Genomic DNA, 13,301 nt, shown 5'->3' with positions numbered 1-13,301 from the left:
GCGTCTCGCTCGATCGCGGGACACCCGCAACCGAGGGTTCCAATGGTTGAGTCACCTCGACTCAACTACCGTTAAATTAGCACTCTCGGGTCGAGAGTGCCAAGTCCTGAATCGGGCCGGAACTCGCGTCAGTCCGCGGCTCGCCGCCGCACCGGCAGGATCGTCTCGGGATCGCGCGGCCCCCGCAGGAACTCCCCGATGACGGATGCCACGAGCTCCAGGTGCTCGAAGACGAGGATGTGCGACGCACCGGGCAGCACGCAGAGCCGCCCGTGCGGCAGCGCCTCGTAGAGGGCGACCGTGTGCTCGAGCTTCACGAGGTCGTCGTCGCCGACGAGCACGAGCGTCGGGTGGTCGATCCGCGCGACGTCGTCGACGGTGAGCGTGGGTTCGGTCGTGATCATCTCGATCCACTTGGCGATCGCGACGGGGTAGCGCTCGGGCCCGTCGGGCGAGCGCTCGGCGAACCCGGCGTAGAGCGGGCTCTCCTCGCCGCCATCGCCCAGCGGCAGGTCATGGATGCCGTCGAAGTGGAAGTTCGCGCCGATCAGCACGAGGCGATCCACGAGGTCGGGCCGGCGCAGTGCGACGAGCAGCGCCACGATGCCGCCGTCGCTCCAGCCGACGAGGTCGAACACCGGCGCCGCTCCACCGGTGGCGCCGCCGCCGGCGAGGCGCTCGAGCACGGCGATGGCGTGCGTCGCCATGTCGTCGTAGTGCCACGCCCCCTCGGCGTCGGCCGTGCGCCCGTGGCCCACCCGGTCGAATGCCGCGACGCGGAACTCCCCCTCGAGGTCGCGCCCGATCGAGTCGAGCAGGTCGTCGCTGTTGCCCATGCCGCCGTGCAGCAGCACCACGGTGCGCTCCCCCGCCCCCCGGACATCGACCCAGGTGTCGACGCCGCCGACGTCCACGTACTCCGCCATGTCGCTCACCGCACCACGTCGTAGATCAGCTTCACGATGCCGTTCGAGTAGGCCTCGTGCTCGACGAGCTTCAGCGAGCCCGGCTCGCGTCCGTTGAACAGCCGCTTGCCCTCGCCGAGCACGACGGGGAACTGCAGCAGGTGGTACCGGTCGACGAGCTCGGCCTCGGCGAGGCCCTGTGCGAGCGTGGGGCTCGCGTGCACGAGGATGTCTCCGCCCTCACCGCGCTTGAGCTCGGCGACCTCGTCGAGTGAGCGCAGCACGGTCGTGTTGTTCCATTCGGGATCCGTCAGCGTCGACGACACCACATACTTCGGCATGGCGTTGTACTCGGCGAACTCGTCCATCGACGGCCAGACCGGTGCGAACTCGTCGTAGCTCACCCGCCCGAGCAGCAGCGCTCCGGCCGTCTCCTGCTCGCGACCCTTGAGCTCGTAGGCCTCCTCGACGAACGGACCTCGGTGAACGTCCACCCCGCGCGCGGGTGCTCGCCCCCGCCGGGCGAGTCGACGACGCCGTCGAGGGTGATGAACTCCGTGACGATCAGGTTGCGCATGGTGCTTCCTTCCCATTCCGTGACGACGGGGCATCCGTCTCATGATGACGTCGATCAGGCGGCGCGTCGATCGACATCGTCGCCGGAATCGGGCACCTTCACCCGCCTCCACCGCCGTCACCCCCGCCTCCACCGCCGTCGAAGCCGCCGAAGCCGCCGCCCCCGCCGCCTCCGTCGTAGCCGCCACCGCCGCCACCGCCGTCGCCACCGAAACCGCCCATTCCCCCGCCGTCGGCGCCGCTACCGCCGGCGAGGTATCCGCCGCCCCAGCCCTTGTGGTCGTCGATGAGGGGCACGCCGAAGCGCGAGTCCTCGCGGCGTGCGAGGAGCCCGCCGCCGACGCCGATCGGCTGCGCGAGCGCGCTGCCGACGAGGGCGAGGCACGACACCAGCCGCTCGGCGGAGAATTCACCGGTCGTCCGGTACCACGAGGGCGGGCGACCGCATGCCTCCGCCGCGGCGGCGAACCCGCGCACGACGGCCTGGTCGTCGAAGAGCATCGCCCACGGCAGCACGAGCGCCGCGGCCTGCTCGTCGTGCACGGGCATGCCGACGACCAGCTCGCGCAGGTCATGCGTTCGCGCACGCAGCAGGAGCCCGTCGGCGTTCAGCGGGATCCAGCGCGGCAGCAGCGGGCGGAACGCCAGTGCGACCGCGCCGATGCCGATCGCGCTCCACGAGATCGACATGGATGCCTCGTCCTGCAGCCCGAGCGAGAGGAGTCCCAGCGCGACGCCGACGACGCCGCCCACCGTGATCGCGCGGAAGCGGGCAGCCGGGCGCGGTTCACGGTACTGCGCGGCCGCCCGCGCGAACGCGGCCCGGGTCACCTCCAGCAGTTCGATGTTGCGGCCGACCACCTGATCGAGCGCCACGCTGGTGTTCGGAGCGAACCGGAAGCTGTCGCCGGTACGCCCCGGTGCGACGACCGCCCGCGCGATGCCGTCTTCGACCCGCTGCGACTCATCGGTTTCGAGCGCCGCGACCGACGGCCGAGCTCGCGCCGGATCCACGAGCAGGAGGAGCCGAACGTCTCGCGCCGCCCGCTCGTCGGTGACATCCGTCGCCCGCTCATCGCGGATCGCGAGCACGCCGGCGGCGGCGAGCCGCATGACCGCGGCCGGAAGCCAGCGGGCCGACGCCGAACCCGACACGAAGGCGACGGGCAGCAGGCCCGCGACCATGGGGTCGGTGGGCGCGAACCGCACGCCGTCGGCGGGTCTCTGCAGCCAGACGACCAGCAGGGAAGCGACGACGACCGCCGCGACCAGCGAGCCGGCGAGGGCGAGCAGCGGCAGCACGGCGGTCGCGAGGCCGCTGCCCGCTCCGGAGCTCGCGGTCGCGGCGTCGACGGCGGCGTCGAGGGTTCCCATGGCCGGAGAGTACCGCCGATCGGCATCGGCGCACCATGCGCGCGGTGCGTCAGCTCCGCGGCCACCACCCGGGCATGAGGGCGAGCACGCGAGCAGAGGCATCCATCGCGTCTGCGTCGTCGCCGAGCGCCCAGACCTCGATCACCCCGACGAGGCCGCCCGCGATGAACGCCGCGGCCTGCTCGACCGCGGCATCCGTCATCGGCGCGCCGGGCACGCGCTGCGCCCGCCACACCTCGAGGGCGATCCGCGCGCGTCGGCGCTGCTGGTCTTCGAGGGCCATGCGGAACACGCCGCGGGTCGCCGGGCCGAACAGGGTGCGGTACCCGGAACGCTCCTCGGCGATGTGGGCGAGGATGGCGCGCAGGGAAGCGAGGTAGCGCTCGGCGACCTCTGCCGACGACTCATCGGCCGGATCGACGTCGACCGCGGCGATGCGGTCGATGCCCTGGCTGAACTCGGCGAGCGCGAACTCGGCCACGCCGTCGAAGTGCCCGTAGAACGTGGTGCGGTGCACGCCGGCTTCGCGGCACAGCTCGGCGACCGAGATCTCGTCGAGCGGGACGCGCTCGAGCAGCCGCACGAGCGCCTCGGCGAGCGCCCGCCGCGTGCGCAGCTGGCGCGGGTCGAGCTGGTGCTGATCGGGTCGTCCCGAAACGGGTTGCATGGCCATCACCTTCTCATGACCATCACTCCGCGATCCGATGAGCGGATGCCTCGGCCGAGGCATCCGCTCATCGGGACCGGTGGCGTCGTCGACGCCGCCGCGCGATCAGGACTCGTAGTGCGCGAGCCCCGCGGTCTCGCCGCCGTCGGCGACGAACTCGGCGCCGGTCGAGAAGCTCGACTCGTCGCTCGCGAGGAACAGGATCAGGTTCGACAGCTCGATCGGCTCGCCGACGCGGTGCAGCGCGACGTGGTTCTGGTTGACGTCGAGGCCCTCGGTCATGGGCGTGCGGATGTTGCCGGGGTGCACCGAGTTGACCCGGATGTTGTACCGACCGAGGTCGAGGGCCGCGTTCTTGGTGAGGCCGCGCACGCCGAACTTCGCGGCGTTGTAGCCGGGCAGCGCCTCGAAGCCCTGCAGGCCGGCCGTCGAGGAGATGTTCACGATGGATCCGGCGCCCGACTCCTTCAGCGCGGGGATCGCGGCCTTGATGCCGTAGAAGACGCCAGTGAGGTTGATCGCGATGATCTTGTCCCACGCCTCGATGGTGTATTCCTCGATGGGCCCGAAGTTCGCGATGCCGGCGTTGTTCACGAGGATGTCGAGGCGACCGAACTCGCCCACGGCAAGCTCCACGGCGTTCTGCCACTGCGCGAAGTCGGTGACGTCGAGGTGGACGTAGCGGACGCTCTCGCCGAGTTCGGCGGCGAGCGCCTCGCCCTCGGCGTCGAGCAGGTCGCCGATAACGACCTTCGCGCCCTCCTCGACGAGGCGGCGGGCGTGCGATGCGCCCATTCCCCGGGCTCCACCGCTGATGAGGGCGACCTTGCCGTTGACGCGTGCCATGGTGTGCGACCTTTCTGTCGTTCGTGCCCGGAACGTTCCTTCCGGGCAGTCGGGTCGGCATCGATGGCGCGGCGCGCGGCCGTGCAGGGGTGTCGACCCCGTTGTCTGATTCGCCACAATTCTACACCTGTCGATTAGGTTGACGGCCGATCGGCGGCACTTCCTCGGCCGCGCTCAGCGCGTCATCCGAATCGCAGCCGCTCGCGTCGACCGGGAACGCCATCGGCCACCGGATGCCACGCACCGTCGCGCTCGACCTCGTACGCGCGGAACGCGCACGGGATGCCCTCCGCCCGCATCAGGTCGGGGGAGTCCATGAGCTGGAAGTGCAGGTGCGGCGACGTCGAGTTGCCCGTGTGGCCGACGCGACCGAGCACGTCGCCGGTCGCGACGCGATCGCCGACCGACACCGCGACACTGCCGGGAACGAGGTGCGCGAAACCCGCGTAGACGTCACCGGTTGCCCCGCCGGGTGCCCCGCCCGACGAAGCGGATGCCGCGCCGCGGCGCAGGCCCGGGGCATCCGTCGCCTGGAGGATCACGTGATTGCCGAGCACCTCGCCGATCCGTTCGGGCGTGAACGTGATCGCCGTGCGCGCCGCACGGAAGAATTCGCGGAACGGGTTGACCCACTCGCGTTCGGCGAGGCCGTCGGATGCCGCGACGACGACGCCGTCGAACGGCGCATGGATGGGCTCGCCCCAGGCGTAGCCGTCGCGTGCGCGTCCACCGACGGTCTCGGTCTGCCACGCGCTCGCTGGATGCACGTGCACGCCGCGGCGACGGTCGACCTTCACGAAGTCGAACGCGAACCGCTGGCCCAGCAGGTCGGTGCCGTGGCTCGGCACGCGGTGGGCGGGCGTGGTGACGGCCATCCACCCCTCGCCGCGCAGCGGGAAGTCGACGATGATGCTCACCTTCGGGACCCTACCGGCCCCGGCCCGCACCCACCCACGCTAGGCTCGCCTGCAGTGACACGGGGTGCCGCCCCGCTTCGCGCGAGCGTCGAACGACGCTCGGGAGCATCCGCGGCTGAGATCACACCCGTCGAACCTGATCTAGTTCGGACTAGCGAAGGGATGTCGCGAATGCGCGCGCACCTGAACGACCCTGCCCACCTGACGGAACACCAGACGGAGGCCGCGCACGACGCGGCGGAGGCGAGCGCACGACTGCTCGCGCGGCTCCGCGAGACCACTCCCCTCACGCACTGCATCACCAACAGCGTCGTGACGAACGTCACCGCCAACGCGTTGCTCGCGCTCGGCGCGGCGCCCGCGATGGTCGACATCACCGGCGAGGCCGGGCCGTTCGCCGCCATCGCGAGCGCACTGCTCGTGAACCTCGGCACCCCGAACCCCGAGCAGCGGGATGCCGCCCGCGAGGCGGTCGAGGCCGCCTCGCGCGCGGGCACGCCCTGGGTGATCGACCCCGTCGCGATCGGCGCGCTGCCGGTGCGCACCGCGCTCGCGCACGAGCTGCTCGCCGCGTGGCCCACGGCGATCCGGGGCAACGCGTCGGAGATCCTCGCGCTGGCCGGCGCCGGCGCGGGCGGGCGCGGCGTCGATGCCGCCGACACGACGGATGCCGCGGCCGATGCGGCGCGCCGGCTCGCGGCCGACTCGGGCGCGGTCGTCGCGGTCTCGGGGCCGGTCGACCTCATCACCGACGGCGTGCGCATCGCGCGCATCGCGAACGGCGACGCGCTGCTCACGCGAGTCACGGGCGGCGGCTGCGCGCTCGGCGCGGTCACCGCGGCGTTCCTCGGCGCGGCGCGCAGCGGGTCGGAAGCGGCCGGCGCCGTCGACGCGCCCGACACGTCCGACGCGTTCGACGCCGTCGTGGCGGCGACGCTCGTGTACACGGTCGCGGCCGAGCTCGCAGCAGGGCCGGGCATCGGCCCCGGCACGTTCGCGGTGCGGTTCCTCGACGCGCTCGCGGCCGTCGACGCGGCCGACCTGCGCGAACGGGCGCACGTGACGGTCACCGCCGGCGAGCCGGCCGGGAGTCTCGCGTGAGCGCCCGCGCCGAGCTCGACCTCGGCGTCTACCTCGTGACCGACCCCGTGCTCTGCGGCGACCGGGGCGTGGCGGCGGTCGTCGCCGAGGCCGTCGCCGGCGGGGTCGGCGTCGTGCAGCTGCGCGACAAGCACGCGAGCGACGCCGAGATCGTCGAACAACTCGCGGAGCTCGCGGACGTGATCGACGGACGGGCGACCCTGCTCGTCAACGACCGGCTCGAGGCGGCCGTCGAGGCGCGACGCCGTGGCATCCGTGTCGACGGCGTGCACCTCGGACAGGGCGACCCCGCCGTCGAGCGCGCCCGCGGCCTCCTCGGAGCCGACGCGGTCGTCGGCCTCACGGCCAACACGGCGGCGCACCTCGCGGCGCTCGCGCGGCTGCCGCGCGGCATCGTCGACTACCTCGGCGTCGGGGCGATCCGGCCGACCACGACGAAGGCCGACCATCCCCCCGCCGTCGGCATCGCCGGGTTCGCGCGGTTCGCGGCGCACGCGGAGCTCCCGTGCGTCGCGATCGGCGGCATCCGGGTGACGGATGTCGCCGCGCTGCGCGACACCGGGGCCGCCGGCGTCGCGGTCGTCTCCGCGATCTGCGCGGCGGCCGACCCGCGCGCGGCCGCCGCCGAGTTCGTGCGGGCCTTCGCGGGTCGAGGAGCGACGACTCCCGTCGGTCGAGGAGCGACGAAGGAGCGTATCGAGACCACCTCACCCGGTCTCGATACGGCGCCGGGGCGCCACGACCCGCGCGAGGGCGGCATCCCGCGAGTGCTGTCGATCGCGGGGAGCGACCCGTCGGGCGGTGCGGGCATCCAGGCCGACCTGAAATCGATCTCCGCCGTCGGCGGCTACGGCATGGCCGCGATCACCGCGCTCACCGCGCAGAACACGCGCGGCGTCCGCGACGTGCACGTGCCGCCCGCGGCCTTCCTCACCGCGCAGCTCGACGCCCTCGCCGACGACCTCGCGATCGACGCCGTCAAGCTCGGCATGCTCGCGAACGCCGACGTGATCCGCGCCGTCGGCGACTGGCTGCGCCGCACACGCCCGCCCGTCGTCGTGCTCGACCCCGTCATGGTGTCGACGAGCGGGCACCGGCTGCTCGACGCCGATGCCGAACAGGCGCTCCGCGAGCTGCTGCCGCTGGCCGATCTCGTGACTCCGAACCTCGCCGAACTCGCGGTGCTCGCGGGCGAGTCCCCCGCAACCGACTGGGCCGGTGTCGTCGCGCAGGCCGAAACCGTCTCGGCGGGTTTCGGCGTGCGCGTGCTCGCGAAGGGCGGGCACCTCGGCGGCGACACGGCTCCCGATGCACTCGTCGACGCGGCATCCGCGACGATCGTCGAGTTCGGCGGCGACCGCATCGCGACGACGTCGACGCACGGCACGGGCTGCTCGCTCTCGTCGGCGATCGCGACCCTGCGTGTGTCTCGCGGCGACTGGGAGCCCGCCGTCGCGCAGGCGCGGCGGTGGCTGCGCGAGTCGATCCGCCACGGCGGCGATCTCGCCGTCGGCGGCGGGCACGGGCCGGTGCACCATTTCGCCGGGCTCTGGTCGCGCGGCGGCCTGGTCACCGCACCGACCCCGGCCGAGGTCGAGGCCGAGTGGTGGGCCGCCATCGCCGACGTGCGGGCCGCGATCGACGGACTGCCGTTCATCCGCGCGCTCGCCGACGGCTCGCTCGCCGCCGAGCCGTTCCGCCGCTACATCGAGCAGGACGCCCTGTACCTCCGCGACTACGCGCGGGTGCTCGCCGAGGCCGCGCGGCTCGCCCCCGATTCGGCGGCTCAGGGCTTCTGGGCCGACAGCGCGCACGGCTGCATCGTCGGCGAGCTCGAGCTGCACGAGCTGCGGCTCGCCGAGGCATCCGCGTCGCCGGCCGGGTCAGCGCCGAGCGGGTCGTCGCCGAGGCATCCGGATGCCACCACGACCGCGTACCTCGACCACCTGCTCGCGGCCGGCGCGCGCGGCGAGTACGCCGTGCTCGTCGCCGCGGTGCTGCCGTGCTTCTGGCTGTACACCGACCTCGGCGAGCGCCTCGCCGAGGGCGCATTCGGCGAGTTCGCGCGGGATCCGGGGCATCCGTACGCGTCGTGGCTCGCGACCTACGCCGACCCGGCGTTCGCCATCGCGACGCGACGCGCGATCGAGATCGTCACCGAGGCCGCCGCAGCCGCGTCCGCGGACGTGCGCGAGCGGATGCTGCGCGCGTTCCGCCGCTCGGCCGAGCACGAGCTCGCCTTCTTCGGGGCCCCGCTCGGCGCGCAGGTTCCCGCGGGCGGTGCGCCGAACGCGGCCCGTACGGTCGAGGGCGCGATGACCGCGTAAGTCCGCGTGAGACCGCGTAAGTCCGCGTGAGTCCGCTTGCGGCGGCGGGAATTCGCAGGACGAGACGCCTCGGACGGCCGGTGGCAACGGTCTGACGCGTCTCGTCCTGCGAACTCGCGGGGGCGGGCTCGTCGGGGTCAGACCCCGGCGAGCGCCTCTCGCGCGTGGCGGTACTTCTCGGCGAGCTGCGCCTGCGCCTCGCGGTCGAGCTTGCGCGTGCGCCACGGCGCCGTGTTGTCGTCGATGTCGGCGAGCTTCACCCGCAGCGCCTCGGGGTGACGGGCGATCCGCGCGTAGTAGTCGGCGTCGGAGACCTCGGCCGTCCGCGTCAGCAGCCGCACGATCTCGACGACCTCGGGCTGCACGCCCGCATCGAGCAGGTCCTGCGCGGTGACGGTCGAGTCCTCGAGCACGTCGTGCAGCCACGCGGATGCCACGAGCACGTGCTCGCCCGCCGGATCGAATCGCTCGGCGACCCGGCCCGGGTGGTCGATGTACTCGGCGCCGACCCGGTCGAGCTGGCCGCGGTGCGCGACGAAGGCGATGCCCTTCGCGAGCGCGACCTGCGCGGACGCCTCCGCCGCGGGCTGCGATGCCCGCGCCTGGGGCGCCCACGTGGCGCTGGGCGCCGCCGCCGGCACGGATGCGGCCGGCGCGGCGGGAGTCGGGTTCGGCGTCGCCGCGATGGTGGGCACGGATGCCCCGGTCTGGAGCCGCTCGTACGGCCCCGTGGTCGTTCCCGTCATCATGGCCTCCTGGTTGGTCTCGGGCGCCTGCGGCGCGGGTACTGGTTCGGGTGCGGGCTCGGGCTCGGGCTCGGGCTCGGGCTCAGGCTCAGGCCCAGGCTCAGGAGCGAGCTCGGGTGCGACTGCCGGCTCGGGCTCGGCTGCCGGCATGGGCACGCGCTCGGCTGCCGGCTCGGGCTCCGGTTCCGGCTTCGGCGGCGCGGCCGGCACGGGTGCGGGCGGCGTGGCCGCCACGGGCACCGGCGGCGTCGCGGCCGCGGGTGCCGCCGGAGGCGCGGGTGCGGGTGCGGGCGGCGTGGCCGCGGGCGCGATCGCCGACGGCGGCGGCGCCCAGGTGTTGCGCGCGTCGGCGAGCGCGACCCGCTCCGAGGCTTCGCGCGCCTCGCCGGCGGCCTCCGCCTCGGCGATCGGATCGCGTCCGCGCACCGAACGTACGAAGTCGAGTTCGGCCTCGAGCTCGGCCATCTCGCGCTCATCGAGTTCGAGCAGTGATCGCGAGCCGCTCTCGAGGTGGCGATCGAAGTGGTCCTCGTCGACCTCGGTCAGCCGCTGCCCGTCGAACGTCGTGAAGTACCGGCGGCGCGCACCGTCGGTCACCGAGACGACGACCTCGACGTATTCGCCGCTCGGTTCGTGCGAGCACACGTAGTAGCGCTGGATGTCGATCGAGCGCTTGGCCGGGGATGCCACGGGCGGCGGCGCCGTCGGCACGGAGGCCGGGGCGGCCGCGACCGGGGGCGTGGTGTGCGCTGCCGGGGGCGGGGGGATGTGTCCGGGCGCCGCCGGGGAAACGGGCGCCGAGGAAACGGGCGCCGGGGAAACGGGCGCCGCCGGGGTCACCGGAGCCGCGGATGCCTCGGCCGCGGCGCGGCGGCGCGCGTGGGCTCGACCGGTCGGGGCATCCGCCTCGTCGACCCTCGCCTCGGAGGCGGGCCGCGGCTGGGTCTCGACCCGGCGACCGTCGGATGCGGCGCGGTCGGCGCCATCGCTCGCCGTCGCTTCGACGGCGGGCGCTCCGGCGAGGGCGGCGTCGCCGAGTGCAGCGTCGCCGAGATACGCGGCCCGGCCCAGCCAGTCCTCGAGCTCCGCGAACGACGCGTTGAAGCCGGGGATGGGCTCGTCGTTCTCAGGGGTCGTCATTGGGGGCTCCGGTGCTGCGTGCGACCGATGGGGGTCGGTCGAGTCGGGGGTTCGGCTGGGACGCCGGTTCGACTCTAAGCTGCGATCGGCTCGACGCGCATCATCGTCGTGGCCCGGCGCGACACCCGATGGCCCTCGAGCGGCAACCCGGGTTGTGGCATCCCGACAACGGACTCGCTCTTCGACATACGGCGCGCGACACTCGACCGATGCGCATCACTCCTCGCCGACTGGCCGTCGGCATGAGCCTGTGGATCCCCAACCTCTGCAGCGGCATCCGCGTCCGCTGCTTCGCACCCGACTGGACGAGTGCCGTCGTCGAGCTGCACGTGAACCCCATCACGCGCAACTACGTGAAGACGGCGTTCGGCGGATCGATGTCGGCCATGACCGACCCGTATTTCTTCATGCTGGTGATGCACCAGCTCGGCCGCGACTACGTGGTCTGGGACACCCGCGGCGAGATCGAGTTCCTCAAGCCGGGGCGCGGGGTGCTCACCGCGCGCTTCGAGGTGTCGCCGGCGAAGGCGCAGGAACTGCGCGAGCGCGCCCGGGGAGGCGCGAAGGTGCTCGAGTGGTTCGAGACCGAGATCACCGACCTCGAGGGTGACGTCGTCGCCCGCGTGCGCCGCGAGGTCTACGTGCGTGAGAAGCGACGCGTGACGGAGTCCGCGGCCGCGAGCCGGTAGGCCCGGCCGAGGCGCTCGGTCCCGCCGCCCCCGCAGCAGCAGCAGCAGCAGCAGCACGACACGCGACGTCACACGCAGGCCGTCTCGCCGAGTCATCCGGCGTCACGTGATCGCCCGTCGAACCCGCTTCCGGCGCCCATTCCGGACACCCGCCGTAACCGGGATTCATCGGCCGACACAGACGACGGCCCGCCCGCGAGCGCTCAGTATGGTCGGGCCTCATGCACCGCTTCCTCACTCCCAGCGCGCACGGCCGGGGCCCCCGTGGCTGACCTCGACTGGCTCTCCCTCGGCGCCCTCGGCGCGACCGCCGCGCTCTTCCTCGGCATCTTCCTGCTCCGTCGCGCAGGAGCCGGGTTCACGCTGCTCACCGTCTCCGCGCTCGTCGTGGGCATCGGCGTCGGCCTGGCGTTCCAGGGGCACCTCGCGTACGTCGACGTCATCGGCACGGTCTACGTCAACGTCATCACCGCGATCGTCGCACCGCTGATCATCGTGTCGGTGCTCTCGAGCGTCACCTCCCTCGGCAGCCTCGCGAAGCTGCGCACGATCGGGCTCAGCTCGGTCTTCTGGCTGCTGCTCACGAACCTCATCGCGATCCTGCTGACCCTCGGGCTCGCGCTCGCCACCGGCATCGGCACCGGTGTGGACCTCGAGCTCGACGGCGTCGAGGGCACGTCGTCGCTCACGGGTCTCCTGCGCCCGCTCGACCAGGTGATCATCGACCTGTTCCCGTCGAACCTCGCCGCCGACCTCTCGTCGAACAACATCATCGCGATCATCCTCTTCACGCTGCTGATCGCCGTGTCGTACCTGCTCGTGGCCGATCGCAAGCCCGAGAAGGTGCGCGCGTTCAAGGACCTCGTCGACGCCACCCGCCGCGTCTTCTTCAAGGCCGTGGGCTTCATCATCGCGCTCACGCCCTACGCGGTGCTCGCCCTCGTCGCGTCGACGACCTCCACCGCCGTGGCTCGCCTCGAGACCGCGGCATCCCTCGTCGGCGTGCTGGTGATCGCCCTCGTCGCCTGCTTCGTCGACGCGTACCTCGTGAACGGCGTGCTCGTGAAGGTCTTCGCCGACCTGAACCCGTTCCGCTTCTTCCGCCTCATCACGCCGCCGCAGTACACCGCCTTCACCACCCAGTCGAGCATCGGAACCCTGCCGCTGACCATCTCGACGCTCATCCGCAAGGTCGGCGTCTCGCCGGAGGTCGCCGGCTTCACCGCCCCGATCGGCACGACGATCGGCATGCCGGGGTGCGCGGGCATCTGGCCCACGCTGGTCGCGGTGTTCAGCGTGCACGCGCTCGGCATCGAGTACACGCCGCTCGACTACGCCGTGCTCGTCGTGCTGGGGCTGCTCGTGTCGCTCGGCACGGCGGGCGTGCCCGGCACGGCCATCATCACGGCCACCGCCGTGCTGACCGCCGTCGGCCTGCCGGTCGAGGTGCTCGTCCTGCTCATCCCGATCAGCGCCGTCGCCGGCACCGCCAGCACGATGGCCAACGTGACCGCGGCGGCCACGAGCGCCGCGATCGTCGCCCGCCGCGCCGGCGCGCTCGACGACGAGGTGTTCGCGGGCCGCGCGACGTACGCCGAGGACGACGCGCCGGCCGCCGCCGAACCCGAAGCCGCACCCGTCACCGGACCCGAAGCCGCACCCGCACTCGAACCCGTCCGCGCGGGCCGCTGATCCGCCGACCGAACCGAACGAAGGAAGACGCCATGACCCGTCGGACTCGCCGCGCCCGCGGCCTCGCCGCCGCGATCGCCCTCGCGATCTCGGTGCCCACGTTCCTGCTCGCGGGCAGCGGACCCGCGCACGCCGCGGGCGACGTGTGCGACCTCTGCTCGATCAACTTCGACCCGGGAGCGTGCGACGCCCTCGGCGGGTACCCGTACGACAGCACCCAGGAGGAGCCGCCGCCCGCGATCTCGGGCGGCGGTGCGCCCGCGCCGGCCCCCGCCCCGGAGCCCGCGCCCGCACCGGTTCCCGCACCCGCCCCGGCCCCCG

The 13,301-nt window shown here is 73.1% G+C and carries 12 protein-coding genes and 1 riboswitch; of the genes, 5 read left to right on the top strand and 7 right to left on the bottom strand.

Annotation, left to right across the window (positions count from 1 at the left end; translation table 11 throughout):
- Window positions 1-128: 128 nt before the first annotated feature.
- From GE115_RS08670 to GE115_RS08645, 6 genes are all read right to left on the bottom strand, one after another.
- Window positions 129-926, bottom strand: coding sequence for an alpha/beta fold hydrolase (locus GE115_RS08670; RefSeq protein ID WP_153684412.1), 798 nt, complete (start codon window positions 924-926; stop codon window positions 129-131).
- 5 nt (window positions 927-931) lie between these two features.
- Window positions 932-1,399, bottom strand: coding sequence for a dihydrofolate reductase family protein (locus tag GE115_RS08665; RefSeq protein WP_312855036.1), 468 nt, complete (start codon window positions 1,397-1,399; stop codon window positions 932-934).
- Window positions 1,400-1,580: 181 nt separating this feature from the next.
- The gene (locus GE115_RS18325; protein WP_172979786.1) at window positions 1,581-2,855 is read right to left on the bottom strand and encodes a hypothetical protein; all 1,275 of its coding nucleotides are present in this window, start codon (window positions 2,853-2,855) and stop codon (window positions 1,581-1,583) included.
- Window positions 2,856-2,904: 49 nt separating this feature from the next.
- Window positions 2,905-3,522 (bottom strand): TetR/AcrR family transcriptional regulator, encoded by a 618-nt coding sequence (locus GE115_RS08655; protein ID WP_216648800.1) that lies wholly within the window; start codon window positions 3,520-3,522, stop codon window positions 2,905-2,907.
- A 105-nt stretch (window positions 3,523-3,627) separates the two neighbouring features.
- A complete protein-coding gene (locus tag GE115_RS08650) occupies window positions 3,628-4,368 on the bottom strand; it encodes a glucose 1-dehydrogenase (RefSeq protein ID WP_153684410.1) in 741 nt (246 codons plus the stop codon).
- A gap of 182 nt (window positions 4,369-4,550) precedes the next feature.
- Window positions 4,551-5,285 (bottom strand): M23 family metallopeptidase, encoded by a 735-nt coding sequence (locus tag GE115_RS08645; RefSeq protein WP_153684409.1) that lies wholly within the window; start codon window positions 5,283-5,285, stop codon window positions 4,551-4,553.
- A gap of 50 nt (window positions 5,286-5,335) precedes the next feature.
- Window positions 5,336-5,465, top strand: a riboswitch (TPP riboswitch).
- Here GE115_RS08645 and thiM point away from each other — a divergent pair.
- Window positions 5,457-6,386, top strand: a complete 930-nt coding sequence (thiM, locus tag GE115_RS08640; protein ID WP_153684408.1) for a hydroxyethylthiazole kinase — start codon at window positions 5,457-5,459, stop codon at window positions 6,384-6,386. It overlaps the preceding riboswitch by 9 nt.
- Window positions 6,383-8,713 (top strand): bifunctional hydroxymethylpyrimidine kinase/phosphomethylpyrimidine kinase, encoded by a 2,331-nt coding sequence (locus GE115_RS08635; protein WP_312855035.1) that lies wholly within the window; start codon window positions 6,383-6,385, stop codon window positions 8,711-8,713. The genes thiM and GE115_RS08635 overlap by 4 nt, the downstream gene beginning before the upstream one ends.
- Before the next feature lie 137 nt (window positions 8,714-8,850).
- On the opposite strand, the gene GE115_RS18550 is transcribed toward GE115_RS08635, so the two are convergent.
- Window positions 8,851-10,599: a hypothetical protein gene (locus GE115_RS18550; protein WP_216648799.1), complete on the bottom strand. Its 1,749-nt coding sequence runs from the start codon at window positions 10,597-10,599 to the stop codon at window positions 8,851-8,853.
- Between the two features lie 209 nt (window positions 10,600-10,808).
- Between GE115_RS18550 and GE115_RS08625 the strand changes: the two genes are divergently transcribed.
- From GE115_RS08625 to GE115_RS18545, 3 genes are all read left to right on the top strand, one after another.
- Window positions 10,809-11,288: a DUF4442 domain-containing protein gene (locus GE115_RS08625; RefSeq protein ID WP_153684407.1), complete on the top strand. Its 480-nt coding sequence runs from the start codon at window positions 10,809-10,811 to the stop codon at window positions 11,286-11,288.
- 264 nt (window positions 11,289-11,552) lie between these two features.
- Window positions 11,553-12,980, top strand: coding sequence for a dicarboxylate/amino acid:cation symporter (locus tag GE115_RS08620; RefSeq protein ID WP_153684406.1), 1,428 nt, complete (start codon window positions 11,553-11,555; stop codon window positions 12,978-12,980).
- A gap of 32 nt (window positions 12,981-13,012) precedes the next feature.
- Window positions 13,013-13,301 (top strand): hypothetical protein (locus tag GE115_RS18545; protein ID WP_376765703.1); only part of this gene is annotated, 289 nt, incomplete at its 3' end.

The organism is Agromyces agglutinans, assembly GCF_009647605.1.
GTDB lineage: Bacteria > Actinomycetota > Actinomycetes > Actinomycetales > Microbacteriaceae > Agromyces > Agromyces agglutinans.
Note: the sequence above shows the minus strand (reverse complement) of the source record. Positions and strands in the feature narration are given on the sequence as shown.

Bases quoted from the DNA above. Each gene is read 5' to 3' on its own strand.
- GE115_RS08670 (WP_153684412.1), bottom strand. From the start codon at position 926: ATGGCGGAGTACGTGGACGTCGGCGGCGTCGACACCTGGGTCGATGTC.
- GE115_RS08650 (WP_153684410.1), bottom strand. From the start codon at position 4,368: ATGGCACGCGTCAACGGCAAGGTCGCCCTCATCAGCGGTGGAGCCCGG.
- GE115_RS18325 (WP_172979786.1), bottom strand. From the start codon at position 2,855: ATGGGAACCCTCGACGCCGCCGTCGACGCCGCGACCGCGAGCTCCGGA.
- thiM (WP_153684408.1), top strand. From the start codon at position 5,457: ATGCGCGCGCACCTGAACGACCCTGCCCACCTGACGGAACACCAGACG.
- GE115_RS08655 (WP_216648800.1), bottom strand. From the start codon at position 3,522: ATGCAACCCGTTTCGGGACGACCCGATCAGCACCAGCTCGACCCGCGC.
- GE115_RS08625 (WP_153684407.1), top strand. From the start codon at position 10,809: ATGCGCATCACTCCTCGCCGACTGGCCGTCGGCATGAGCCTGTGGATC.
- GE115_RS18550 (WP_216648799.1), bottom strand. From the start codon at position 10,599: ATGACGACCCCTGAGAACGACGAGCCCATCCCCGGCTTCAACGCGTCG.